Origin of the sequence: Paenibacillus plantarum (genome assembly GCF_013141695.1) — a bacterium.
Lineage (GTDB): Bacteria > Bacillota > Bacilli > Paenibacillales > NBRC-103111 > Paenibacillus_E > Paenibacillus_E plantarum.
On the sequence record NZ_WHNY01000064.1, the window covers coordinates 92243 to 117749 of the forward strand.

At 48.0% G+C, this 25507-nt stretch carries 20 protein-coding genes and 1 riboswitch; of the genes, 11 read left to right on the forward strand and 9 right to left on the reverse strand.

Annotated elements, in window-relative coordinates:
- The first annotated feature begins 14 nt into the window (after nt 1–14).
- Nucleotides 15–2117, forward strand: coding sequence for a heparinase II/III domain-containing protein (locus GC096_RS21665; RefSeq protein WP_171633106.1), 2103 nt, complete (start codon nt 15–17; stop codon nt 2115–2117).
- A 406-nt stretch (nt 2118–2523) separates the two neighbouring features.
- Here GC096_RS21665 and GC096_RS21670 read toward each other — a convergent pair whose 3' ends face one another.
- Nucleotides 2524–3384, reverse strand: a complete 861-nt coding sequence (locus tag GC096_RS21670) for an AraC family transcriptional regulator (protein ID WP_171633108.1) — start codon at nt 3382–3384, stop codon at nt 2524–2526.
- Nucleotides 3385–3526: 142 nt separating this feature from the next.
- On the opposite strand from GC096_RS21670, the gene GC096_RS21675 reads away from it, so the two are divergent.
- The 6 genes from GC096_RS21675 (at nt 3527) to sdaAA (ending at nt 9361) form a co-directional block, all read left to right on the forward strand.
- Entirely contained in the window at nt 3527–4510 is a 984-nt protein-coding gene (locus GC096_RS21675) for a prenyltransferase/squalene oxidase repeat-containing protein (protein ID WP_171633109.1), read from the forward strand.
- Nucleotides 4511–4550: 40 nt separating this feature from the next.
- The gene (locus tag GC096_RS21680) at nt 4551–5534 is read left to right on the forward strand and encodes an aldo/keto reductase (protein WP_171633111.1); all 984 of its coding nucleotides are present in this window, start codon (nt 4551–4553) and stop codon (nt 5532–5534) included.
- Between the two features lie 61 nt (nt 5535–5595).
- Nucleotides 5596–6327, forward strand: coding sequence for an SDR family NAD(P)-dependent oxidoreductase (locus GC096_RS21685; protein ID WP_171633113.1), 732 nt, complete (start codon nt 5596–5598; stop codon nt 6325–6327).
- 37 nt (nt 6328–6364) lie between these two features.
- A complete protein-coding gene (locus GC096_RS21690; RefSeq protein WP_171633114.1) occupies nt 6365–7006 on the forward strand; it encodes a ThuA domain-containing protein in 642 nt (213 codons plus the stop codon).
- A 793-nt stretch (nt 7007–7799) separates the two neighbouring features.
- Complete coding sequence (gene sdaAB, locus GC096_RS21695) at nt 7800–8480, forward strand: L-serine ammonia-lyase, iron-sulfur-dependent subunit beta (protein WP_171633116.1); 681 nt, start codon at nt 7800–7802, stop codon at nt 8478–8480.
- Nucleotides 8477–9361: an L-serine ammonia-lyase, iron-sulfur-dependent, subunit alpha gene (gene sdaAA, locus GC096_RS21700; RefSeq protein ID WP_171633118.1), complete on the forward strand. Its 885-nt coding sequence runs from the start codon at nt 8477–8479 to the stop codon at nt 9359–9361. The genes sdaAB and sdaAA overlap by 4 nt, the downstream gene beginning before the upstream one ends.
- Nucleotides 9362–9420: 59 nt before the next feature.
- Here the strand turns inward: sdaAA and GC096_RS21705 are convergent, their stop codons facing one another.
- The 5 genes from GC096_RS21705 to GC096_RS21725 are packed head-to-tail and all read right to left on the reverse strand — an operon-like array spanning nt 9421 to nt 14531.
- Entirely contained in the window at nt 9421–10335 is a 915-nt protein-coding gene (locus GC096_RS21705) for a TauD/TfdA dioxygenase family protein (RefSeq protein ID WP_171633119.1), read from the reverse strand.
- A 28-nt stretch (nt 10336–10363) separates the two neighbouring features.
- Nucleotides 10364–11707 (reverse strand): LLM class flavin-dependent oxidoreductase, encoded by a 1344-nt coding sequence (locus GC096_RS21710; protein WP_171633120.1) that lies wholly within the window; start codon nt 11705–11707, stop codon nt 10364–10366.
- Between the two features lie 25 nt (nt 11708–11732).
- Nucleotides 11733–12569, reverse strand: a complete 837-nt coding sequence (locus tag GC096_RS21715) for an ABC transporter permease (RefSeq protein ID WP_171633122.1) — start codon at nt 12567–12569, stop codon at nt 11733–11735.
- Nucleotides 12562–13440: an ABC transporter ATP-binding protein gene (locus tag GC096_RS21720; RefSeq protein WP_171633124.1), complete on the reverse strand. Its 879-nt coding sequence runs from the start codon at nt 13438–13440 to the stop codon at nt 12562–12564. Before GC096_RS21720 ends, GC096_RS21715 begins: the two co-directional genes overlap by 8 nt.
- A 50-nt stretch (nt 13441–13490) precedes the next feature.
- Nucleotides 13491–14531, reverse strand: a complete 1041-nt coding sequence (locus GC096_RS21725) for an ABC transporter substrate-binding protein (protein ID WP_171633126.1) — start codon at nt 14529–14531, stop codon at nt 13491–13493.
- A 146-nt stretch (nt 14532–14677) separates the two neighbouring features.
- Between GC096_RS21725 and GC096_RS21730 the strand changes: the two genes are divergently transcribed.
- The 4 genes from GC096_RS21730 (at nt 14678) to GC096_RS21745 (ending at nt 22750) form a co-directional block, all read left to right on the forward strand.
- Nucleotides 14678–15928: a helix-turn-helix domain-containing protein gene (locus GC096_RS21730; RefSeq protein ID WP_171633128.1), complete on the forward strand. Its 1251-nt coding sequence runs from the start codon at nt 14678–14680 to the stop codon at nt 15926–15928.
- An 80-nt stretch (nt 15929–16008) separates the two neighbouring features.
- Entirely contained in the window at nt 16009–18066 is a 2058-nt protein-coding gene (locus GC096_RS21735; RefSeq protein WP_246302880.1) for a molybdopterin oxidoreductase family protein, read from the forward strand.
- Between the two features lie 110 nt (nt 18067–18176).
- Nucleotides 18177–18353 (forward strand): hypothetical protein, encoded by a 177-nt coding sequence (locus GC096_RS21740; protein ID WP_216626214.1) that lies wholly within the window; start codon nt 18177–18179, stop codon nt 18351–18353.
- Between the two features lie 395 nt (nt 18354–18748).
- Nucleotides 18749–22750, forward strand: a complete 4002-nt coding sequence (locus GC096_RS21745) for an S-layer homology domain-containing protein (protein WP_171633130.1) — start codon at nt 18749–18751, stop codon at nt 22748–22750.
- Nucleotides 22751–22821: 71 nt separating this feature from the next.
- Here the strand turns inward: GC096_RS21745 and queF are convergent, their stop codons facing one another.
- From queF to GC096_RS21760, 3 genes are all read right to left on the reverse strand, one after another.
- Nucleotides 22822–23319 carry a preQ(1) synthase gene (gene queF, locus GC096_RS21750; RefSeq protein WP_171633131.1) on the reverse strand — a complete coding sequence of 166 codons (498 nt, stop codon included), beginning with the start codon at nt 23317–23319 and terminating at the stop codon, nt 22822–22824.
- A 10-nt stretch (nt 23320–23329) separates the two neighbouring features.
- Nucleotides 23330–23373: riboswitch (PreQ1 riboswitch) on the reverse strand.
- Nucleotides 23374–23506: 133 nt separating this feature from the next.
- Complete coding sequence (locus GC096_RS21755) at nt 23507–24493, reverse strand: Gfo/Idh/MocA family protein (protein ID WP_171633133.1); 987 nt, start codon at nt 24491–24493, stop codon at nt 23507–23509.
- Complete coding sequence (locus GC096_RS21760; protein WP_171633134.1) at nt 24490–25500, reverse strand: Gfo/Idh/MocA family protein; 1011 nt, start codon at nt 25498–25500, stop codon at nt 24490–24492. Before GC096_RS21760 ends, GC096_RS21755 begins: the two co-directional genes overlap by 4 nt.
- Nucleotides 25501–25507 lie beyond the last annotated feature (7 nt).

Here is a 25507-nt window from a genome sequence, read left to right on the forward strand (position 1 = left end):
GGGGGACTCTGACGATGGATATTAAGCGTTTAGAGCGACTGCGTGGAAACGCAGTCAACACAGAATTTCAATCAGCTATGGCGCTGTTACGACGGGATGCGGAAGAAGCGGCGAAGATCACCTTCGCCATTCGCTCCCATGAGCAAGGCGAATGGATGCACTATTATTATTGTGATGAAGATGGGACTCGGCTCACTTTCCAGTGGGACGAGCCCTTTCTTCATCTCTGTTCGACCTGTGGCAAGGAGAGGCGAAGTCAGCTGTTTGACAGGACTTGGATGTCGATCGCACATAGCCAGATCGGTCGAGCTGTCTATCACATTGCTTTACTGTACGCGATAGAACCTGACGCAGGTCGATTGCAATTCGTTAAATCCTATCTGATGGCGTATGCCGACCACTATGAAACGTATGCCATCCATGGAGATATTCCTTATAATGGGCCAGGGAAATTATTTGCCCAAACTTTAGATGAAGCCCATTGGATCACGGATCTAGCACTTGGCTTTGATGTCATACAAGAGCATCTGACGCCAGATGAGGACACGCATATTCGGGCAGGGCTTCTGGAGCCCTGTGCTCGTTTTCTCATTGCACATAAAGAGAAGCAAATTCATAATCACTCGGTTTTGATTACATCGGCAATAGCCGCGCTGGGACTTTTGCTACATGATCGTGATGTGCTGAATGCAGGCTTAGCAGGTGAATACGGCTTGGATGACCAGCTTGAACGCGGGATTCTTGAGGACGGCTTATGGTACGAGGGGAATGTGCAGTATCATTTCTATGCGTTTAAATCCCTGCTGCACTTTGCGTTAATAGCGGAAGGAACTCCGTGGGATGTTAGGCAAAAGAGTGCGCTGAAAGCGATGTTCGATTTCCCTTTGCAGCTAGTTCTGCCGAGTGGCATGATTCCGACGATGAATGATGCAGGGCGTGGGGATCATATCGGCACGTATGCGCCTTATTATGAAATTGCTTATGATATATACGGAGACGGCAAATATCGTTCGTTCCTGGCTACAGCTTACGGTACAGCTGACGCAGATCCACGTATGAAAGAGGCAAGTCGAACGAAGCGAAATTCGATTTATGCCTTGATGTTTGGTCAGGACTTGATTGGACATGTAGAGGAGTCAGACATGCTTGGGGACGAGGTGCAGCGCACACGCTCTTTATTAGGAAGCGGGCTAACCAAGTTAGTGAATTCAACTGGCTGGCATGTGATCGTTAAGCATAGCCCATTCGGTGGCGAACACGATCATATGGATCGTCTGGGGCTATCGATTATGCACGGCAATGTGCCGCTGCTCATTGACCCCGGTACGACGGCGTATGGAATCCCCGCTCATTTCGGATGGTTTAAACATACGTACTCACATAACACGGTAAGTATCGACGGGGCGGATCAGCCGCCGCGAGACGGACGATTGATTCACAGGCAGGAAGAAGCATGGGGCGTGTGGTTGGAGACTGCTGTGGATTGGCTGGCAGAGGATTATTTGATGAAAGATCGTATTATCCTGCCTGCTGAGCTCAATCCTTGGGACACTGACGTCTATCAAGGGGCTCAAGTTCGTCGAATTAACCTGCTAGCAGAAGATCATTTATTAGATATCGTTCAAGTCACCGTACCAGTCCCGCGGGTGGTCCATGTAACGAATCATTTTAGCGGCGTGCTGCTAGGCAAGGATGATGTTGCCAAATGGTCTACGTCGGAAGATCAACTAGGTCGACTGGATCAACAATGGTTCAAGGAGAAACGGAAGCTGGTGCAGGACCTATCGGCCTTCGAATATCGAATAAGTGAAGGCACGTTGGAACAACACGTCTGGTGCATGCAGCCAACAACGATATATACGGCACTGACCCCAGATAATCCGCCGAGCGGGCAACGAACGTCTTTCATTACAACCGCTGCTGTGGAACAATGCGCGACTTTTGTGCAACTGCTGCACGTTGACCGAAGTAGGGAAATGAAGGCACAGGGTCACCTTGAGGTTGTAGCGTTGTCGAATAGCAGCCTGCAAGTCGTGTGGAATCAAGCAGAATCACAGATCACGTATGATGTGCAGTTGAACGGAGAGAAAGCAGAGCTGAGCAGGAGACATAGCTGAAAGTGTCTTTGACAGCTAAATTGTATAGAAAGCTGCCTCGGCTATTCTCTATGGGAGTTGGCAGGGACGAATCTACGCCCGAACCCGAGTGATGCGAATCGATATCGGATGGCCTTTGCTGAGGTAGAAGTGTACTGATATTCATGGAGATAACCACGTTAGCCTTTGGGCTGATGTGGTTATTTTTTTAGATGAGTAGGAGTTGAGTAGCTGAATTTTCCAAATAAATGTAAAATATACAGTTATATTTGCCGATTCACCGGAGTTTTAGTGAATAAATGGAGAAGGTACATCTACTTTGAGCGAAATTAGTGGATTGGTTGATTTTCGCTCAAATTAACTGTAGGAAATCCATCTATTGCGCCAAAATGGCGAGAATCAACACAAGTAACAACATAAAATCCATTTAATTTGTTTGTGACAGTTGGCTGGTTGGCAGTTGGATGCCATCCCGATACTGGCTGGGCGAGATGCCATATAACTTCTTGAACATCCGACTAAGATGCAGTTGATCCGTATACCCCACAGAGTATGCGATCTCCTTGATTGAAAGTGACGTACTCGTCAGCAGCTCACACGCTTTGCTCAGACGGATCTCGCCTAAGTAGTGCTGAGGTGGTGTCCCGATGGCAGCTTTGAAAAGGCTCGTGATATATTTACGGCTGAGCCCCAGCGTTTGCGCCATTTCCTCGATCGTAATTGTACGAGCATAATTGTTTTTCATAAAAGAGATCGCCTGCGCCACGTACAAGTCTTTGATGGTTTTCTGCTGCGAGAAGGAGGACTCCTGTTGAGAGGACTCCAGCAACAAGGCTAGAAAGGCATACAGTGCCGAAGTCAACTGCAATGGTTTGCTGTAAACCTGCTGGTTCGCATCAAATAGTTTGTTGAAGCACTGCCTGATTTCCAACTCCCGATCGCATGTAATGACGGGATTGTCTGGTGTAAAGCCAGCTTGCCGCAAATAATCTTGGACGATGCCACCGCCGAATGCGACCCACGAAAAGTTCCATGGCTCCTTCTCGTCTGCCTGAAAAAAAGAAACGACATAGGGAGATATCAGAAAAACATGTCCCTGAGATAGGTGATACGTTACATCGCCGACACGATAAATCCCCTTGCCACTGTGAATATAGAAGATTTTATAACTCTGCTTAATCGCAGGTCCCCAAGACTGGCCCCCGACGCATTGTTCCGTGCCCGTGTAATAGAATTGGATATCCTGTTGGGCTTCAATCGAGTACTGCGCAATTTTATGGTTGGCCAACGGCAGCTGCTCCCTATACGTATTGAAAGAAAATATGTCTTTATGCTATATAGTGCTTCCATTGTATTATAGCAGTGACTTCCGATATGGACTAGAATGAACTCAATTCACATCAATTCATTGCAAAGTGAGGCAAACCAACGTGACGAATATCCAACCATTTCTCAAAAAAGTACGTCGATCTATCGATGCTCACCGAATAAGCACTTTGGGAGGGTACAGTCACAAGATCTCAGAATCTCTCGAAGCTGATTTGTATGGAACGGCAGATGCCGTCATTTTGCTATACACGATTGGTGAACTACCACCAGTAGGGAGCAGCGAGCATGAAAGCTTGGTGAAGACGTTGCAAGGCTTCCAACAGCCGGATGACGGGCTTTTTAACGCAGATAGCCATCATCCTGTTCATAGAACGGCCTATGCGGTAGCTGCTTTGGAGCTGTTAGACAGTAAACCCTGTTATCCGTTAACGGGCCTCCATCATGTGAAAAGCCGCGAAGGCATCCAAGAGTGGATGGAAAGCCTGGACTGGGCACAAATGCCATGGAGAGAATCTCATAAAGGCGCAGGCATTTATGCAGCGATGGTGCTGGCTGGCGAGGTTGACCAGGAGTGGGAACAGTGGTACTTCGCATGGCTCGATCAGGAAGCGGATCCGGAAACCGGTTTTTGGCGCAAAGGATCCATTCATAACGGAGCTCCACTATTTCATCATTTAGCCAGCTCATTTCATTATTTGTTCAATCAGAACTACCGCAAGCGACCTCTGCGATACCCGAATCAGTGGGTCGATACGTGCTTAGCTATGCAAGTTGATGGACAGATTCCACTGAAGGCCGGTGCTTTAGGTTTTGTGGAACTGGATGTCTTGTACACGTTGATAAGTGTTGGTGAACAAACGCAACATAGAGCAAACGAGCTGCAAGCCATGATTAAAGCGATTGGCAACCATCTCCTAAGCAGTATTACAGCACTAGCTGACGGGCCAGAAGATGGCTTATTTGAAGATATGCATTCATTATGCGGAACGGTTTGCGCGCTAGCCCTTGTCCAGTCCGTAATGCCTGAACAGGTCAATGCGAACCGAGTACTGCAGAAGATTTTAGACCGACGTCCATTTATCTAAACTTAAAATTTATTATTGATCATGAGAGGGGATCATGCATATGGAATACAATTATTTAGGCAGGTCTGGACTGCGCGTAAGTAAGCTTTGTTTGGGTACGATGAATTTTGGCGTCGATACGGAGCAAGCAGAAGCGTTCCGCATTATGGATGCCGCGTTGGATGCGGGCATTCAGTTCTTTGATACCGCTGATATTTACGGCTGGGGGGAAAACTCTGGCGCCACGGAGACGATTATCGGCAACTGGTTTGCGCAAGGGGGTAACCGCCGAGAACGCGTTGTATTGGCAACCAAAGTATATGAAAAACTTCACAAGCCACTGTACGGACCCAACGATGAGAGTGGCTTGTCCTTGTACAAAATCCGCCGCCATTTCGAAGATTCGCTTCGCCGTCTGCGAACGGATCATGTGGAGCTTTACCAGATGCATCACATTGACCGCCGTACGCCGTGGGAGGAGATTTGGGGTGCCTTTGAGGGACTGGTTAATCAGGGCAAAATTGATTATATCGGCTCCAGCAATTTTGCGGGCTGGCACCTGATGAAGGCGCAGGCAGCAGCCAAAGAGCGCCATTTCTTGGGGCTTGTGAGCGAGCAGCATAAATATCATTTGCTGAATCGCCTCCCGGAGCTGGAAGTTTTGCCAGCCGCTCAGGATTTGGGTTTAGGTGTTGTCGTATGGAGCCCGCTAGCGGGTGGACTACTTGGGGGCAATGCGCTTTCAGCTGACAAAGGTACGCGAAGAAGCAGACAAAGTGAGGCGCTCGTAGCTAAGCACCGCAATCAGCTGGAAGCCTTCGCAAGTTTGTGCGGCGAACTAGGTGAAAAACCCGCGCATGTGGCGTTAGCTTGGCTGCTCGCCAACCCGACCGTGACAGCGCCAATTATCGGGCCGCGTACGGTGGAACAGCTGCTGGACACGCTCCGAGCGGTAGAAATTAAGCTGGATGAAGCGACACTTAAGGAGTTGGATCGTATTTTCCCAGGGCCAGGCGGAGCGGCTCCCGAGGCTTATGCTTGGTAAGGCGTCAGCTACCGTGAGGTATGTCGGTTACTTTTAAAAATAAATGGAAGGAGCTGCGTCTATGAAGAACAATCGTTGGGCCTTGGTCACCGGAGCAGATCGGGGGCTAGGCCTCGCCTTGGCCAAAGGACTCTTGGCACGAGGTTATGACGTATGGGCAGGACAGTATGCGGAGGAATGTCAGGCATTGCAAGAGCTGGAGGCAGTCTACGGTAAGCGGTTGCGTCCTATTCCTCTAGACATCAGCGATGCGAAGAGCGTAGCGGAAGCACTGCGTACGGTGGCTGCTGAAACGGAGCAGCTTGATCTGCTCATAAATAATGGTGCCATCTTGGGGGACGTTACCTCCACGATTCAGGATGAGCTAGATTTTGAAGACATCGAGCAGGTGTTTCGCGTGAACACACTTGGCGCATTACGTATGACGAATGGACTGATGGATCTTATTATAAAAAGCAATGACAAGATGATTGTGAACATCTCGTCCGAAGCAGGCAGCATCGGGGCTTGTAAGCGAACAGCTTGGTATGCCTACTGCATGTCCAAGGCTGCACTCAACATGCAATCGCAGCTCGTTCATAACCAAATTGCTCCGCTAGGCGGCAAAGTGCTAGTTGTGCATCCCGGGCATGTACAATCCTACATGAAGGGTGAGCTTGATACGTCTGCCAAACTGTCGCCAGAGCAATCTGCTCAGCACATTCTCAGCCTCGTCGAGCAGCGGCTCGGACCCGATTGGCCGGATCAGGAGCTGGCACTGACCGATTACCAAGGCGGACAATGGCCGTGGTAAGATATGGCGATATGAAGTAAAAAGGAGATGAATTCGTATGGCAAATATGCCTACCTTGCTTCTTGGCAATAACGACGATGCGCCGTACCATACGTTGCGGGCGGTGCAGGAGCTAATTATCGATAACCTTGGGACGTCTTTTCAAGTGACAGCGGTAGAAGGGACCAGTCACCTGAAATTGGACGTCCTCCAGCCCTATCCATTAGTCGTTTCCTACTTAGATATTTGGGGGAAAGTACCTGCGACCGAGGAAACAGCAGGCCTCCTTCAGTATGTTGCTAGTGGTGGCGGACTGCTGGTCATCCATAATGGCATCTCCATCCAGGGCAGCCCGGAGCTTAGCCAGCTGATCGGAGCTCGATTCACGGGGCATCCGGCTTACACCACACTCCCCTTCACGAAGACCGAGAGCAATCATCCGTTGACGGAGGGACTAGAGCCGTTCGTGATGGACGAAGAGCCGTACCGCTTCGAACTAGATCCGTTCGCGCCGATCGAGGTTCTTTTGACGTACACGCATGAAGGAAAAGAATGGCCTGCAGCTTGGACGCGCACATATGGATTGGGTAGGGTCGTTTACCTGATGCCCGGCCATCATCCACCATCCTTTCAATCGGAGGCTTATGGGAAGTGGATTCGATCTGCGGGTTTTTGGGCAGCAGGCGTGCCAGTTACCTAAGCTGTCAATCGGCTCCATATCATAGACAAAACCAGCGTCTGTATAGGCGCTGGTTTTTGTGTGCGTTCTATTCATCATGCTCGCACCCTTCATGCAACCCGCACCCAACCCCGACCCAACCCAACCCAACCCAACCCAACCCAACCCAACCCAACCCAACCCAACCCGACCCCGACGCTGAACCTGAACCTGCACCCGCACTCGACCCCGCCTCGCCCCAGCCCCGCCCCCCGAATTCCGAATCCCGCCCCCTAGCTAACGGACACAGGGGACGTTATTTGTTGAGTAATCGAGGGTTTGAAATTCCTGACGGACACAGGGGACGTTATTTGTTGAGTAATCGAGGGTTTGGAATTCCTTAGGAACACAGGAGATGTTATTTGTTGAGTAATCGAGGGTTTGGAATTTCTAACGGACAGAGGAGACGCTATTTGTAAGTAATCGAGGTTTTGAAAACTCTAACGGACACAAGAACCTCTATCTGCCCGAAATCAGCCATCAAACAGCGCTTTATGCCACAATAACGTCTGTCGTGTCCGTTAGCTTCCCAATAGAGTTATTCCAGTAGTATTAACGTCCATGGTGTCCGTTAGCGTAGCAATCTTCCGACTCGATGCCTCAAAATGCGCTTAGTGGCGATCCAATGTCCTTCCAAGGGTGACGTAACGAACGAGCCAAGTTTATACGTAAAAACATTTTTATATAGTCAATTTAAAGACTTGTCTTTTATATGTCCCCTTTCATACAATAGGAGAAGATAGTAAGTAAGACCTTAGGATTGGAGCGCTGTGTGATGCGTTTTAAAGATGTGTTTTCTATCATCGGTCCCTCGATGATCGGTCCTTCCTCCTCGCATACCGCGGGTGCGATACGTTTGGGACGCGTCGCCAGACAACTGCTAGGCGAGTTGCCGCTCAAAGCCGAGATCACGTTATACGGATCCTTCGCGGATACGTATCGCGGGCATGGCACGGATCTCGCGCTGGTCGGCGGGATTTTGGATTTTGAGACGGATGATCCACGTATTCCTCAAGCGGCAGATGAGGCAGAAGCGTTAGGCGTCGCTGTAGCTTTTCATATTAGTAAAGATAAAGCTGATCATCCGAACACGGTGGGTATTGTACTTACCTCAGAATCGCGGAAAGTCAGCATGAGAGGGGCCTCGATCGGAGGAGGCAATGTAGAAATAATTAACGTTGATCAATTTGACGTGAAATTCACAGCGAATTATCCGACATTGATCATTTCACATCATGATCGGCCAGGAATGATTGCCGATATTACAACGCTGTTAGGCAGCAATCAAATCAATATTGGATTTATGGATTTGGATCGGAAAGGGCGCAACCGAGAAGCGATGACGGTCATTGAGACGGATGCGTCGATTCCAGCTACTTTAGTTGAACAAATGCTGCGGTTGAACATGATCACCGACGTTAGAAAAGTGGACCTTGCAGAAAGAGGTGACGCATGAGATTCCGGACATTAAAGCAACTTGCCGAGGTATGCGCAGCGGAAGGGTTGACGATAGCGGAAGTGATGCTGGCTGATCAAAGTCAAGAATCAGGAAAACCGCCTGAGTATGTGTTTGAGAAAATGCGAGCGTACTATCAAATCATGAAAGAGGCGGTGACCAAAGGCCTGACCGAGGACACCACCTCGCGAAGCGGGTTAACGGGGAAGGATGCACAGCGTGTCGCCACCTATCTCACAACAACGGAGGCATCGCTCGGCGAAGAGGCTTGTAAAGCGATGGCTTATGCCCTCGCCGTTTCGGAAGTTAACGCGTCCATGGGACGAATTATTGCGACGCCGACAGCGGGCTCATGCGGGATTATTCCAGGTGTATTTATCAGTTCTCAGCAGCGTTTTGGCTGGGAGGATGATCATCTGGTGAAGGGACTGCTATGTGCTGGTGCGATAGGGTATGTGATCGCCAACAATTCTTTCGTTTCGGGTGCAGAAGGCGGCTGTCAGGCTGAAGTTGGTTCTGCGATCGGGATGGCGGCTGGCGCACTCGTTGAGCTGCGCGGCGGCACGCCAGAACAAGCGATGCATGCAGTAGGGCTTGCGCTTAAGAATACACTCGGACTGATCTGCGATCCTGTCGGCGGACTGGTGGAAATCCCATGCATCGTGCGCAACGGCTTCGGTGCGGTTAACGCCATGGCGGCAGCCGATATGGCATTGGCCGGCGTCAGATCAGTGATCCCTTCCGATGAGGTTGTCCAAGTCATGTATGAAGTGGGCACAGCCATGCCGGAGAAACATCGCGAAACGGCCAAAGGCGGCCTAGCTCAGACACCGACCGGACGTAAAATTATGAAGGAACTGAATCTCAATAGGAAGCAGTAACAGGCGTACAAATAACCGCCCCCTCATGGCATTCCATACCAAGAGGGGGCGGTTATTATTTAAGAGGCATTGGGCTGTTTTTTGCGTGTAACGCTTTGTCGTCCATCAATGCTAACGGGGATATCCCCATCTACTGTAACTCGGCGAACAATGCGATGTTGATCACCATAATCATTAATCGCATAATGCTGCGTTGCCCGGTTATCCCAGATCACGACGTCGCCAGCTGACCAGCGCCAACGAACGGTATTTTCCAGCTTAGTAATGTGCGATTGAAGAAGCGCAATTAGTTGCGCAGAATCAGCAGAGGAAAGGCCAAGTATTTTCTTGGCAAAATGTCCAAGCACCAAGGTGCGCTCACCCGTTTCTGGATGGACACGAACGAGAGGATGCTCCGTTTCATACACGGTGGAGGCAAAAACATCCCGATGATGCTGCTTGGCCGAGTCTGATACTTGGGGACGATGTGCAGCATAGTCGTAATCATTACTATGAAGCGCCCAGAGCTGATCAACCAGGTTGCGAAGCTCGGCAGGCAGGTGCTCATACGCAGCTGCTGTATTCGCCCAGACGGTATCTCCGCCAGAGAGTGGCACAACGACGGCACGGAGGACGGATGCTTGTGGATACGCATCCACGAAGGTTACGTCAGTATGCCAGGAATCAGCTCTACCTCCATGATTGGAGTCCAGCTCGAGCACATAGTCGGTACCCTGTTTAATAGGAACCGTGGGATGAGCGACAGGAGCACCTAACAAACGGGCGAACGCTTCTTGACCAGCGTCATCCAGTTGGTGCTGTCCACGAAAGAAAAGCACTTTATGCTGCAATAAGGCTTCTCGGATCGCGGAAACCGAGTGAGTGTCCAATTCAGCATGGAGGCTTACTCCTTTAATTTCTGCGCCAATTCTTCCCGCAATCGGTAATACCTCAATGTCCCCAGCTGTTTGATTTCTTTGCTCATTTGCACTCATCGTCATGACCTCCAAGGTTTATAATTTTTTATGCGCCTTCTACGGCAACAGTCGCATACTGGTTAACGGGTCTTGCGAGTCCCAAATGCCCGCGAAGTGTGGATCCGGAATACTCCGTGCGGAACAAGCCTCTGCGCTGTAGTTCCGGAATGACGAACTCTGCGAATTCTTCGATCCCTGCAGGCAAATACGGCGGCATCACATTAAAGCCATCGCTTTCCCCATGTAGGAACCATTCTTCGAGTTGATCGGCAATTTGGATAGGGGTGCCAGCGAATGTGCGATGCCCACGACCGCCAGCTAGTCGGTGAAGCAGCGCGCGGATGGTTAAATTCTCGCGCCCTGCGAGATCAACGACAAGCTGGAAGCGGCTTTTATTACCATTGATGTCGGACAAGCTAGGCAGTTCTGGTAACGGGCCATCCAATGGATAGGAGTGCAAATTGACGCCAAGCATATTGGACAGCTGATTGAGCCCATATTCAGGAACGGTTAATTCGTTCAATTGTTGCTCTTTCTCTTTAGCCTCAGATTCTGTCTTACCAATGATGGGGCAAATGCCAGGCAGTATTTTTAACTGCTCAGGAGAGCGGCCATACTTCACTAATCTCGCTTTGACATCGGAGTAAAATTGCTGGGCTTCAACAAGAGTTTGCTGTGCGGTAAATATCGCCTCGGCGTACTGCGCAGCGAACTCTTTGCCATCCTCAGAAGAACCAGCTTGAACGAGTACAGGATAGCCCTGCGGAGATCTAGGAATATTCAAGGGACCACGAACTTTGAACATGTCGCCGACATGATTGATCTCTCGGACTTTACTTCGATCTGCGAAGGTGCCAGATTCCCGGTCGATGATGAGAGCTTCATCTTCCCAACTGTCCCACAAGCTAGTTGTGACATCTAAGAATTCTTTTGCCCGCTCATAGCGCTTGCTGTGCTCTAAATGGGTATCTTTGCTGAAATTGCTGGCTTCAAAGGCGCTGCCAGACGTAACGATATTCCAACCTGCGCGACCTTTGCTGATATGATCAAGTGAAGCGAATTTACGCGCAACATGAAACGGTTCGTTATACGTCGTCGAGACGGTACCAATCAGTCCAATATGCTCCGTAACAGCGGCTAATGCGGATAGTAAAGTAAAAGGCTCGAGGCCAACAAACGCGCCATGCTTAATATTTTGACTTACGGCCAACCCATCTGCGAGAAAGAGAGAGTCGAATTTCGCCTTCTCCGCAATTTGAGCGATCCGTTGAAAGTACCGAATATCGGTTATGTTCTCAGGCTCCGTATTCTGATGCCTCCAGGAAGCTTCGTGATGTCCAGTATTCATGAGAAAAACGTTTAAATGCAGTTGTCTTTTGGATTGACTCATGGTCATTCGCGCCACCTTTTTTTGTTTATTCGCTGTACGTTTGCTTCCAGCCTGTCAATCTTTTCTCGAGCGTAACAAGAAGAAAATTAATAATGACACCAATCACAGAAATCGAAATAATGCCAGCGTACATGTTCGTAATCTGAAAGCTGAATTGTGTGTATTGAATTAAGTAACCCAGGCCAGATTTGGCACCGACCATTTCAGCAGCGACAAGTACGAGAATTGAGCTTGCACCTGCCTGCCGAATGCCTACAAAAATCGTGGGAATTGCAGCAGGGATGATCACCTTGCGAAAGAGTTGGATCGAAGACAGGCCCATGGAACGAGCCGATTTAATTAAAAGGGGTTCCACATTTTTCACACCACTAATGGTGTTCAGTAGAAGCGGGAAAGCGCACGCATAGAGGACGATGGCGACTTTAGAGGTTTCACCAAGCCCTAGTAAGAGGATGAATACGGGTAGAATGGCCAATGCTGCTGTATTCCGAAGCAACTCAAGCAAAGGATTGAGATACTCCGATACGGGCTTCCACCAGCCTATCGCAAGTCCGAGGGGAATACTGAGCAATATGGCTAAAATGAATCCGCCGAGAGAGCGCGACAAGCTTGCAGTCGTATGCTCAGCCAGATCGCCGGAGAGCAGCAGTTGCCACCAGGCCGTAGCAATTTCGGAGATCGGTGGGAAGAAAGTGGCGTCGACGAGCCCGAGGCGCGGGGCAAATTCCCATAAGACCAGCAAGGCGAGAATAACGATGGTGTTTTTAAATGCTTTTCGCAGCTTGGTTACGATCCAACTTATGGCATCGAAGTTTTCTTTTCTACCTAAGATCAAGGCTTTACCTGCATTCACACTAGCCATTAATAACGCCTCCTTTTATCACGGATTTATTAGGCTCAAAGCTATCCAAGGTCTTACTTTTCTCTTGTTCTTGCGCTCTGCTTACTTCATCTTTGAGTAAATCCCATACTTCATGCCGCAGCTTGACGAATTCAGGGTTGGATCTCAAATCCTCTTCACTTCTCCTCGATTCAAAAGGGATATCAAGCACCGTTTTGATTCGCCCAGGACGCGAAGTCATGACAGCCACTCGTTGCCCCAAATAAACCGCTTCTTCGATACCATGCGTGATAAAAATAATCGTTTTCTTCGTGGCTTCCCAAATGCGTAATAGCTCGCTTTGCAGTGTTTCTCGTGTTTGTGCATCGAGCGCTGCGAAAGGCTCATCCATCAGCAGCACTTCAGGGTCATAAGCTAAGCTTCTTGCGATCGCAACGCGCTGTTTCATGCCACCGGAAATTTCGTGGGGGTATCTATTTTCGAAGCCAGATAGTCCTACTAATTGGATAAACTCTAAGGCAATTTTGCGTCGTTCCTTACGAGGCACGCCTTTTGCCTCCAAACCGAATTCCACATTGGCAAGCGTTGTTTTCCAAGGGAATAAGGCATACTGCTGGAACACGATCCCCCGATCTAGATTAGGCCCAGTGATGGGCTTCCCATCTAGTAGAATTTGTCCGCTGCTAGGCTTCGTTAACCCTGCGAGGAGATCCAATAGTGTGGATTTACCGCAGCCGCTGGGCCCAACAATGACCATGAATTCTCCCTGTTTGACGTCCAAATTAATATCCTGTAAGGCGGAGATGGGCTGTGAATCTTCTTTCAGGTGCCCCAAGTTCCGCTGTATGCGGAACGATTTCTGCACATGTTGAATGCTAATTTTAGCTGTCATTGACTTGCCTCCTTCACGTTAATTCCAAAGCTTAGCCGTGGATGATGAACTTAACTTTTCTCATTGACAAAAGGGTTGAATTCATTCGTATATAAGCCTTTGACCTTCAACTGTCCCTCTTTGATGACACCTTCGTTGACAAGCCAATGGATCCAGGTGTCGAATTCTTTGTCAGAAATGAGCCCTCCTTTACCTGCAATACCTGTACTTTTCCAAAATTTAACGGTAGTGGCGTCTTCTTTGCGATCGCGTGCGTTGATGATTTTCTCGTAACGAGCCACGACTTCGGCCTGAGGTGTTGTCCGAGCCCATTCAATGGCTTTGGCTGTAGCTTCAACAAATTTATGAGAAGCATTGGGATTGTTTTTGATGAATTTGTCCGTCAATACATAGCTTCCAGCACTAAAAGTGCCAAACAAATCCTTATCTTTGAATAATGGATGTATGCCACCGCGTTCCAAAGCTTTATCACGAAGGGTGCCACCAAGTGAAGCTACATCAATTTGTGAAGCTCGCAGTGTTTGTTCTGAGGTTACCGGTGGGACGACAACCAAGGTGACTTGCTTAATTTCATCTGCCGTAAGACCGGCTCGGTGCAAATACTCCTTAATGACGAATTCATGATGAGCGCCTAAGGTATTCACCGCAATTTTTTTGCCGATAAGATCTCGTGCTGTTGTAATAGGGCTGCCATCCAATACGTAATATCCCGTCCACGTAGCATCATCGACACCATAGTAAGAAATAACGGGCTTAATCGGTGCCTTCGCAGCGATCAGCTTCACGATCGCGCCATTGAAGGCTCCGCCAAAATCCGTATCACCGGTTACAACCGCTTGGATATCTTGCGGGCCACTGATGGTATTGCCAATAAACTTAAGCTTCAAGGGTGCGAGGTAGCCTAAATCTTCAGCTAATTCGGGATACGTAACGGAACCGACGCTGCCTTGATAGCGAAGCTCAGAAACTTCTGGCGTCTGGCCTTTCGCTGAAACGGTTTGATCTTTGTTACTACATGCGGATACGACGAAGGATGAGGCAAGGACGAAAGATAAGGCGGTCACATAACTTCTTTTCAATGGTATGGTCATAATCCAATTCCCCCTTACGATATTTTTCTGGATTTTAAACTTATAATTCCTATAGACTTACTGTGTATTACTTTCTATAATGAAATATACGATTACACCCATTTTCTGTCAATAAATTGGCGACACATGAACAGGAATGACGATGAATGACCATTATGAACCCAATCGAGGTGGCTTTGATGTCCATGCAGCGATTCAATCTCATACCCTTGCAGGAAGCGATTGACTTACTGGGAGTTAGCCGTTCGACCTTTGACCGGTGGCGTAAATTAAAGCAACTCCCTTTTGTGAAAATTGGCAAAGAGATCTTAATTGATAAGAAAGAATTAGAGCAATGGGTACGTCTCCATGCGGTTAGTCTACAGAACCCTGTCTTTACAGCAGGAGCGTCGTCTACTGTCTCCCCTCAAGAATATCCAACGTTAACGGTTGGGTATCAGAGTGGAACAGCTCATATGTGGACATCTCTCATCATGAAAGAGCTAGGTTGGTTGGAAGAAGAGCTTGCCGCAGCCAATCCAAGTCGTGTCGTTCAGGTGAAATGGTTCGATGGTGCGAACGGAGCGGTGCTTCTGCAGGGGATGATAGGCGGCAGCATTCAGATTGCGTCGTTGGGAGACTATCCGATTGTCCTAGGTGCTTCGCTGCGTCAGACGTTCCCCGCTTTTAACCCTGTTCTTATCGCTTTTGATGGCAAAACCTCCGGTGGACAAGGGATATCGCTCATTTTGCGCAAAGGACTGGAGCCCAGTGATATTTCGGAGATTTGCGGTTGGTCACTCACGTCGGCCGCACAATCGAGTGCGGGAAGGCGGTTATCCAAGTTGCTCCAATCACTGGGAGGTAACCAAGATCAAGTCATTCACAAAGAGATGGATGAGAGTATGGCGGGGATTGTAAAAAGAAAGATCGCAGGATGTGCGATGTGGGAGCCCTATATTTCATTGGTGAACTATCACGGAGTCGGCAGCGTGCTTTTTCAAGAAGGAATTGGAGAAGATTACCTTACCGGGGTCGTCGCAGACGAGAGATGGGTTCATCAACATGAAGGAGATGCCATCGCCTATTTGAAAGCACACCTCCGCGTACACGCCTTTGTTCGCAATGATCCCGAGGCAGCGGCAGAGCTAATTTCCCGAATTAAAGGGATTCCCGTGGAGATTGCTGTTGCCATTATGACAAAAGTCAGATGGGACGCCTCTTTTTATACCAAAGATATGAATTCGCTCACTCAGTTGTATCAAGAGAATGATGCTGATCACACTGCTACATTGTCCAGATTACAGAACATTCGTTGGAATGGTGACTATTTACAGCAAGCGATTAAGGCTTTAAAGCTACCTCATTTGAGTCGTCAGCCGTTAGAGGGAGATTGGTCAGCTGAACAACTGTACTAAAAGCCGGCAGTTTCACTTCCATTCCTTTTCGGTATATAGTAATAGAAATGATGTATTGAAAGGGAGCCAGGAAGAAGACCATGCGCACAATAATGACTGCAACCATGACCGAAGAACAACAAGGTATCTTTCCAGCCGTCTGCCCTCTGGACTGTCCAGATCAGTGCGGTTTACTGCTTCATAAACAAGATGGGAAGATTGTTAAAATAGAAGGAGATCCCGATCACCCCGTGACACAGGGAGCTATTTGCAACAAAGTTCGCAACATGACGGCACGTATTTACGATGATAAAAGGCTGGAGTATCCCATGAAGCGCGTCGGGCCTAAAGGGGAAGAGGCCTCTTTTGAGCGGATTTCGTGGGATGAGGCATTGGACACCATCACGAGTCGCTGGAAAGAATTGATCGCCTCGGAGGGCCCAGAAGCCATCTTGCCGTATAGTTTCTATGGCAATATGGGGCGGATTGGGACGGAAGGCATGGATCGTCGTTTCTTCCACCGGATGGGAGCCAGCCGGTTGCTGTATTCGATTTGCGAATCTGCCGGCACGGAAGGCTATAAATATACGATGGGCGGCAGCTATGGGACCGATCCCGAGGATACGGTGCATGCGAAGCTGATCATCATGTGGGGCATCAATGCGGTCAGCACGAATATGCATCAGGTGATGCTGGCTGAGAAAGCCCGCAAAAACGGCGCACAAATCATCGTCATCGATGCGCATAAGAACCAAACAGGCCGCTGGGCAGACTGGTTCATTCCCATTTTGCCCGGGACGGACGCGGCTCTGGCGCTAGGGATGATGCACATTCTGTTCGCTGAGGGGATGACGGATGAGGCATTCCTGAGAGAATACACGCTAGGGTATGAGGAGCTTAGAGCACACGTGCAGCAATATGATCCTGCTAGCGTATCCGAGATAACTGGTGTACCGGTAGAGGATATTTATCGCCTTGCTCGTTTATATGGTGAGACTTCACCTTCTTTTATTCGCATAGGGAACGGGATTCAGCACCACGATAATGGCGGCATGTGCGTACGAACAATTGCTTGTTTACCCGCGTTAACAGGACAGTGGCTGCATCAAGGCGGCGGTGCGATCAAAGGGAATGGCGCTTATTTGGAGCATAATTTGCCGGCTTTGCAGCGACCGGATTTGCGTGCAAAGGAGGCGCGTCAGATCAATATGAACCTGCTGGGCAGCGCCTTGCTCGAGTTAGATCCGCCTATCCATGCGCTATATGTGTATAATTCCAACCCAGCGTTGGTCGCACCTCATGCGAATAAAGTGAAAGAGGGGCTGGAGCGAGAGGATTTATTCACCGTCGTACATGATCTGTTCCTAACGGAAACAGCCAAGTATGCGGATATTGTGTTGCCAGCTACGTCCTCTTTTGAAAATACGGACTTCTATCGCTCCTATTGGCATCACTATGTGCACCTTCAGCTACCGGTGATTGCGCCTTATGGTGAGAGCAAAGCGAATATGGATGTGTTCCGATTGTTTGCTTCGATGATGGGCTACGAGGATGAAGCGCTGCGGGACAGCGATGAGGATATGATTCGTCAAGCTTTGCATCATCCTGGCAATCCAGCATTGGCTGACATATCGTTCGATGCTTTGTTGGATACTGGATTCATGAAGGCGGCGACCCTGCCCTTATTTCCTGGGAAACTTCGGACGCCTAGTGGCAAAATTGAACTATACTCGGCAGTCATGGCGAGTATGGGCTTTCCAGCGCTTCCAACGTATGTGCCGCTTGCAGAGACTAGTGATTTGCCATTTATGTTCATTCCGGCGCCGAATCATAACTTCTTGAATTCAACTTTTGCGCATAATGAGAAGCATGTCCGCATGGAGAAAATACCGAAGCTGCATATGCATGAAGACGATGCATCGGCTTTAGGCTTGGCCAGCGGCGATCTTGCACGGGTGTGGAACGAGCGCGGCGAGTGCGAGCTTGTCGTTATGGCTGGTCGCGATGTGAGGCGCGGTGTCGTTGTCAGTCAAGGGCTATGGGCAGATGCGCCAGGCAGCAAAACGCGCGTGAATGTCCTGACGCCAGATCGCGTGGCCGATATGGGCGGTGGAGCGACCTTTTTCTCGGGAAGGGTAGGCGTGGAGAAGTTGACCTGAGCTTGAACCTTTGGGCGCCGAGCGGCATACGGTACATCAGGAGATGATGACTTATACCTATTCAGCAAAAAGCTTACGCCTTAGTCGGGAGGCCGGTTGGTATTTCCCTGATGGATGGTACCGGAGTATCCGGCATTCTGTGCAATGTACAAGGCGGCTCGATCTATGTCATTGAGTATTTATACCATACACAATTCGCAACTAAACATTATACGTTCAATCAAGTGAGAGATATTTTGCCGTACCCGCATTGTCCGCAGCCGTATACACCACAGCCTTTGTACTAAGTGGTAGAGAATTGGAATTGCGCACAAAAATTGTGCGCAATGGCATTCCGCGGCCGTCAGCCGCATGCTTGCGCACAAAAATGGTGCGCAAGAGCATTCCGCCGCCGGCAGTCGCACGCTAGCGCACAAAAATTGTGCGCAATGGCATTCCGCCGCCGGCAGTCGCACGCTAGTGCACAAAAATTGTGCGCAAGAGCATTCTGCCGCCGTCAGTCGCCCGCTAGCGCGATTGCTTATCGTGGAATGGCCTCGATAGAGGTTTTTTAATACGAAATCCTAATTTATCCACTCCCTAACCTAAATAAATGACAATTCAATTGCTGTGAAAGCGAGTATGATCAATTTTGTATACGCTTACAATTGGCGAAATATAAACGATAAGGAGTTTTGTCGGAATGAAATTTCATGTATTCAAAAGTAAGATAAGCATCATGTTGATTTGTTCAATGATATTTTCGCTTTTACTGCTTCCTGTAGCTGGGATGGCGGCTGATCCAGATCCTGAGGTGGTTGTGAATACACTCTTACCTAGTGCCGATGCAGCGATAGGTATGGACACTGGAGACGCATCGATAGCTAATCAGAACTATGATAAAAAAACAAATTTATCTGGAACGGATGGTTTATACAGTATTTCGTCATCCAGTAGCTCTAAGAAACATGCTTATTTTATGTTTGACGTGGCATCAGTCTCGGATAATACCTATAAATACTATTTACAGGTCTCGGGCAAAAAAGGATCTAGCGATTTGGATACAGATTTGCAAGTGTTTGGTTCTAGCTATGTAGATTGGTCGGAAACAACGATAACTTGGAATAATGCAACTCAAACTGATCTGTCCCAAATGCAACAACTAGGAAACGTTTCTATAACGCAACCTAAAGCACAAAGTAAACCTGCACTTGCTCAATTAGATGTTACTAATTATGTTAGGCAGCATTTATCCGACGGCAAAGTAACGTTTGTTGTCGCTGATTCCATTGGCATTAACAGGTCTGTTAATATTTATTCGAAAGAAACGTCATCTTCCAATCCGAAGACGCAGCTCGTCGTGAAACGTGTTGTACAAAGCGACACAACACCGCCGCAATGGCCTAATGGTGCTGCTTTAAAGTCCATCAATTTAGGGACAGACTTTGTCCAACTAGCTTGGCCAGTAGCAACGGATGACAGCTCTGTATCCAATTATAAAATTTATCAAGATGACAATCTCATTAAAACGGTGACTGGCAATACCTATACTGTTCAAGGTTTATCTCCTAATACGAGTGTTACTTATCGTGTCTATGCGGGAGATCCAATCGGAAATATCTCCTCGCCATTGAGCTACAACGTCACAACTTTATCTGCACCAGTTCCTCCTTTACAAGTCGTAGAAGTTAACGCTAGCAGCAGTGATGGCAATGTGGAGAGCAACACATTAGATAACAATTTATTCAGCCGCTGGTCAGCATCTGGTGATGGTCAGTATATTATGTTCGATCTAGGCGAGGCGAAGAGGATCGGATATGTCGGGATTTCCTTTTATAAAGGTGATCAACGTTATGCGCCAATCGATATTCAGACTTCAAACGATGCTGTAACATGGACAAATGTATTCAGTGGCAACAGCCGCTCGGATACCGCCAATATGCAGGCATTTGATATTCCAGATACGGATGCACGTTTCGTCAAAATTATTGGTCATGGTACATCCGATGGAAAAACCTTCATCAGCTTAACAGAAGTTATGATATATGCCCCATTTCTGAACGGAGATACGCCGGTTGCAATTGTGCCTGATATTACACCCGTTGCGCCTCCAGGGACACTTCCTTTCACGAAGGCTGGTTTGACGAAAACGGATGGTTCAGCTCATCCCTTGCACACGCCTAATCCTGTAACAGGTTCAACAATAAATGTCGTCAATTATGGCGCCGATCCATTGGATAATGCACATGATGACCGACTCTCGATTCAAAATGCCATTGATGCTGCGTCTCCAGGAGACGAAGTATATATACCAAATGGTGTATACAATTTAATCTCTTCACCGGATGGGTTCGTAAATATCAAGCTCAAATCAGGTGTGAACTTGCGAGGAGAAAGCCAGTCCAACACCATCTTGAAATCAAGCATTGATAACATTAAGAATAGTTCTGTGGTCAAGTCATCGAATCAACACGATATTTTAGTATCGAATTTGACAGTAACTTCAACATGGAATCGCAACTTTTCGTTAGACCATGTAACGAATAACCCTGATGCAGGAGGGCCGGATAGCAGTATTGCTATAGCGAATTACGGAGAATCTCCATCCTATAACGTGACCATTGATCGTGTAACTGTGGAACGATTCAGCCGTATGGCCATTCGGATTGAGAATAGCCATGATGTGGTTGTTCGCCGCAGTACCTTCCGTAATGCAACAGATCTAGGCGGAGGCGGAGCCGGATACGGAACTTCTATTCAAGGTATGCCGAAGGTGGATCGACTTGGTTTTGACAATGATACGTATTGGAATGTCGTTGAGGATTCTACCTTTGAAGGCCCTTATTTGCGACATGGATCTCTGATTCAAAATGTTGCACACAACAACACGTTACGTAACAATCATTACATCAACACCAAGCTAGATGCTATCGATCTTCACGGTGAGTTGGAGTACTTGAACGAAGTGTATGGCAATACGATCGAGAATATTTTGACTGGCGGCGGCGTAGGACTTGGGAATACGGGGGGAACGGCACCTACGAATCATAGTAAATCCGGCCCTAAAAACCATATCCATGACAACATGATTCGCAATTCGCGGGAAGGTATTGTTGTTACTATGGGCACGCCAGAAACGTTGATTGAGAACAATGTGATTGAAAATACGACATCAGTAAGTAATGCGGTAGGAATAAATATTTTAAATGGACCAGGAACTCGCATTATCAATAACATCATTCGTAATAATACGGCGACCAACTACTGGGGAATCTTGCTGGAACACGATAATGGTGACAAGAATGCGAATTTTGTAGGCGCGGGCGACCCTCAAAACGTACAAATTGTAGGTAATACAGTCACCGGCAATACGTATGGGATTCAATTGCAGGCTGGGTCTAACATTGTATTGACGAACAATTATCTCAATAATTTGGGAACGAATTATGACAAAGCAGATGAGGTAACCACGACGGAAATATGGCCTGCTCCACCGGAGAATAGTCCATCAACTTCACCGTCAGATGGTAGCAATCCGCCAAGTAACGCTTCGGATAGCCTGAACGCCATCATCACAGAGGAGAATGGTCAACCCATAGCTACAGCAACTTTAGATGAAAAAACGCTGGACGCTATTTTAAAAACACAAGGGAGTGGTCCAATTACCTTAGTGGTGGATTCGCCAAACGATGTCGGGCAGGTACAGCTAACGTTGAATCAGCAAGCTCTGCAGAAGTTGAACGGCATCCCATCCGCGACGATTGAAACAGAAATTGGAAGCGTGAAACTACCTCTCAATCAATTGAATATGACTCAATTAGCTCAGATCCAAGTGACAATTAGTAAGAACGACAAGGCATCAGAGCAAGCAACTGCTGCTGGATTCAAAGTAGTCGACGCAATCGATTTCACGATGAAGACTGTTGCGACAAACGGAAAATCCGAAGAGATTTCCAGCTTCAATACTTATGTACCGTATACCGTACAGGTAGATCAAGCGATCAACGAACGTAATCTTGCAGCCGTTAGAGTAGTCAAGGATGCGCAAGGGAATACGACTTATGAACCCGTGCCGCTTAAGGTGAAATCGGGAGAAGTGACTCTTTATAGTCATTCGAATGAGACGTTTCTATTAATTGAAACGAATATTTCATTTACCGATACGACTAAGCATTGGGCAAAAGATGGCATTGAGCGTATGGCGAATAAATGGCTTGTTCAAGGTGTTTCCAAAGAGGAGTTCCGTCCAGATCAACCAATCACACGTGCAGAGCTGGCAACGCTTCTCACACGGACGCTCGGCATCAAGTCATCGCATGCGAATACGGCTTTTAAAGATTTGAGCCTTACGGATTGGTTTAATGATTCGGTCAATGCTGCTGTTGAAGGTGGAATCATCACGGGCTACGAAGATGGCACGTTCCGACCTAATCAGACGATTACACGTGAGGAAATGGCTGTCATGATCGATCGGGCGCTGCAGGCTGCTGGGTATGATGATCAACAAACAACAGGCAATCTGCCTGCATTCACGGATCAGAAGCAAATTAAATCATGGTCGGCTGACGCGGTTCGACGTTTAGTTCAACTGCAGTTGATGGAGGGCATGAGCCCCACTTCGTTCGATCCAGAGAAGGAAGCAACGCGAGCACAAAGTGCAGTACTCCTACAGCGCTTATTGCAAATCCTAACTTTTACGAAGTAGGCAAAATAAACAAAAAAGCTTGGTCAAATCCCATTGGGGATTGATCAAGCTTTTCTTATTTCGCTGGTATCTTAGCGGTTATCGATTTTCTCTGGATACAGATCATGATTCATCAAGCGATGCTCAGCCATGGTTTCGTACTTCGTACCTGGTTGACCCCAGTTACAATAAGGATCAATGGAGATGCCGCCGCGAGGCGTGAACTTGCCCCATACCTCGATATAACGCGGATTCATCAATTCGATGAGATCGTTCATAATAATATTGACACAATCCTCGTGGAAATCACCGTGATTGCGGAAGCTGAATAAGTAAAGTTTCAGGGACTTGCTTTCCACCATTTTGATCGTAGGAATATACGAGATGTAGAGGGTAGCGAAATCCGGTTGTCCTGTTACTGGACATAAGCTTGTGAATTCCGGGAAGTTAAATTTGACGAAATAAGCCCGATCTGGGTGTTTATTATCAAATGCTTCCAAGAGTGTTGGGTCATAATTGAAAATGTATTTCGTGCCTTGATTACCTAAAAGGGTAATGTCTTTCAAGTCTTCATTGCTTCTTCCTGCCATTGGTAATCCTCATTTCATAGTTTTTTAGAGAGGGAGTTTGCGAACCTCTTCTATAAGCAGATAGGTCCGTAGGTCCGCTCATAGAGGTGACTTCCTATTTCATGAAATGTATCATATTTTGCAGGAAAAAGCATCTTTGAACCGAGTGGCAATTATTACTGACTTGCGCATATCGTCTAGCTTACGCTTATAGCATCACGGGTTGGCCTAGTGCCACGGATTTGTAACCTGCCAAGGCGACAACGGTTGAACGTAATCCATCTTCCCCTGTGATCGGCACCTGTTCGCCATTCAGCAACGCTTGAACAAATGATTTCACTAAGTAAGCATCCATGGAGTCACCCCAGAAATTCCATTGGCCTTTCCCGTTATCTAAGCTATATAGCTCATTCTTTTGAGCAAAAGCATCGATGGATAGCGTTCCTTTCGTACCGACAATCGTCATCGTCACATCTCCCCATGTTGGGAAAGAGGCATTCCGCGACCAGCTTGTGTCTAAGACGCCGATTACGCCATTCGCGAATTTGACATGGATCATACCCGCATCATCGATCTCTAAATTTTCATTGAATAAAGTAGCCGCATAAGCATAGACTTCTTTCACTTCGGATTGTGTCATCCAATTCATCAAGTCCATGACGTGTACAGTATGATCTAATAAGGCACCGCCGCCGGATAGCTCGGATTGAAGGAACCAGCCAGAAGGAAGTGAGCCGCGATTGGTTCCCTTGATGGCTACGATATCACCGATTTCACCCTGCTCAATTGCCTCCTTGGCTTTAACGACCGAAGCCAAATAGCGGCAAGGGAATGCCGTCATCAATTGAACACCGTTTTCTTTACAGGCGGCAATCATGGCCTCCATTTCCGAGACTGAAACGCCAAGCGGTTTTTCACAAAGCACGTGCTTGCCTGCTTTCGCCGCTGCTATCGTGATCTCTGCGTGATGTACATTTTCGGAACAAATGACAACAGCATCCAGATCCGTGGCGAGTAAATCCTGATAACGCTCATAATGAGGCAGGCCGTATGCAGCGGTTACTTTTTCCACGCGGCTGTGACTCTCGTCTGCAAAACCCGTGACCTCCACCTGCGGGATTGCTCGTAGCGATTCCAAATAAGAGTATGCATGGCCGTGCGCGAAACTGATCATACCTACTTTTAATTTCTTCATACTGTTTCCTCCCCGAACGCCCAGCTCGTCTTCACTTGGACAGATTTCCCCGTGCGAACCGATTCCAGCGCAGCCATTGTAATTTCTAGTGCTTTATAGGCATCGTTCGCAGTAACGATGGGCTCACTTCCATCTCGAATGCACTGAATGAAATGGGCAATCTCCAAATTATAGGGACTAGCGTATCCCGGACTTTGCGGAACTTCCGCGAAACGTCTGCCTTCTGAATCGGAAGGGGCTTTGCAGATGTGGAGAGAACTGCTTTTTTGGCTGTCGCTGCGGATGATGCCTTTGCTGCCTGCGATTTCCACGGCGGTTTGGAACGGCCCTTGGTAACCCCAGAAGGCTTCCACGTTGGCGACAGCTCCATTTTCAAAAAGAAGAGTGACTAGCGCATAATCCAAGTCGTTGACACGTTGATTCAAGGCATAGACGGATTTCACTTCGCCGACGGCCCAACGCAGAAAATCAATATCGTGGATCATGAGATCGGCAATGACGCCTCCACTTTTAGTGAAATCTTTGAACCATGGTCTGACATCACCAGGGTGTGAACCGATTCGTTTGGCATGAATGACGCCGACGCGTCCTAACTTGCCCTCATCGATGGCTTGCTTCATTTGTACATATTCAGGGAAGAATCGAACGACGTGTCCGACAAACAAGCGGACGCCGTATTGCTCGCAACCTTGGATCATAGCTGTTGCATCTTCTAGATTAAGGGCAAGTGGTTTCTCGCAAATCACATGTTTGCCGGCTTGTGCCGCTTTTAACGTATATTCCTTATGTAAGTAGCTTGGCAGTGTCACACTGACGACATCGAAATCTGCCTCGTTCAGCATGGCTTCAAAAGATGTGTAAGCAGGTGCCCCAGTCGTAACGGAAAGTGCTTGTGCTAGCTCGATATCCAGATCGCATACACCTGTCAACTCCACATCAGGCATATTGACATAGCTGAGGGCGTGCACATTCCCCATCCCCCCGCAACCAACGATCGCTATTTTCATGCCAAAT

Bases quoted from the DNA above. Each gene is read 5' to 3' on its own strand.
- GC096_RS21680 (WP_171633111.1), top strand. From the start codon at position 4,551: ATGGAATACAATTATTTAGGCAGGTCTGGACTGCGCGTAAGTAAGCTT.
- GC096_RS21690 (WP_171633114.1), top strand. From the start codon at position 6,365: ATGGCAAATATGCCTACCTTGCTTCTTGGCAATAACGACGATGCGCCG.
- GC096_RS21705 (WP_171633119.1), bottom strand. From the start codon at position 10,335: ATGAGTGCAAATGAGCAAAGAAATCAAACAGCTGGGGACATTGAGGTA.
- queF (WP_171633131.1), bottom strand. From the start codon at position 23,319: ATGGCAGGAAGAAGCAATGAAGACTTGAAAGACATTACCCTTTTAGGT.
- GC096_RS21735 (WP_246302880.1), top strand. From the start codon at position 16,009: ATGCGCACAATAATGACTGCAACCATGACCGAAGAACAACAAGGTATC.
- GC096_RS21755 (WP_171633133.1), bottom strand. From the start codon at position 24,493: ATGAAGAAATTAAAAGTAGGTATGATCAGTTTCGCGCACGGCCATGCA.
- GC096_RS21665 (WP_171633106.1), top strand. From the start codon at position 15: ATGGATATTAAGCGTTTAGAGCGACTGCGTGGAAACGCAGTCAACACA.
- GC096_RS21730 (WP_171633128.1), top strand. From the start codon at position 14,678: ATGACCATTATGAACCCAATCGAGGTGGCTTTGATGTCCATGCAGCGA.
- GC096_RS21710 (WP_171633120.1), bottom strand. From the start codon at position 11,707: ATGAGTCAATCCAAAAGACAACTGCATTTAAACGTTTTTCTCATGAAT.
- GC096_RS21740 (WP_216626214.1), top strand. From the start codon at position 18,177: ATGGATGGTACCGGAGTATCCGGCATTCTGTGCAATGTACAAGGCGGC.
- GC096_RS21760 (WP_171633134.1), bottom strand. From the start codon at position 25,500: ATGAAAATAGCGATCGTTGGTTGCGGGGGGATGGGGAATGTGCACGCC.
- GC096_RS21745 (WP_171633130.1), top strand. From the start codon at position 18,749: ATGAAATTTCATGTATTCAAAAGTAAGATAAGCATCATGTTGATTTGT.
- GC096_RS21715 (WP_171633122.1), bottom strand. From the start codon at position 12,569: ATGGCTAGTGTGAATGCAGGTAAAGCCTTGATCTTAGGTAGAAAAGAA.
- sdaAA (WP_171633118.1), top strand. From the start codon at position 8,477: ATGAGATTCCGGACATTAAAGCAACTTGCCGAGGTATGCGCAGCGGAA.
- GC096_RS21685 (WP_171633113.1), top strand. From the start codon at position 5,596: ATGAAGAACAATCGTTGGGCCTTGGTCACCGGAGCAGATCGGGGGCTA.
- sdaAB (WP_171633116.1), top strand. From the start codon at position 7,800: ATGCGTTTTAAAGATGTGTTTTCTATCATCGGTCCCTCGATGATCGGT.
- GC096_RS21720 (WP_171633124.1), bottom strand. From the start codon at position 13,440: ATGACAGCTAAAATTAGCATTCAACATGTGCAGAAATCGTTCCGCATA.
- GC096_RS21725 (WP_171633126.1), bottom strand. From the start codon at position 14,531: ATGACCATACCATTGAAAAGAAGTTATGTGACCGCCTTATCTTTCGTC.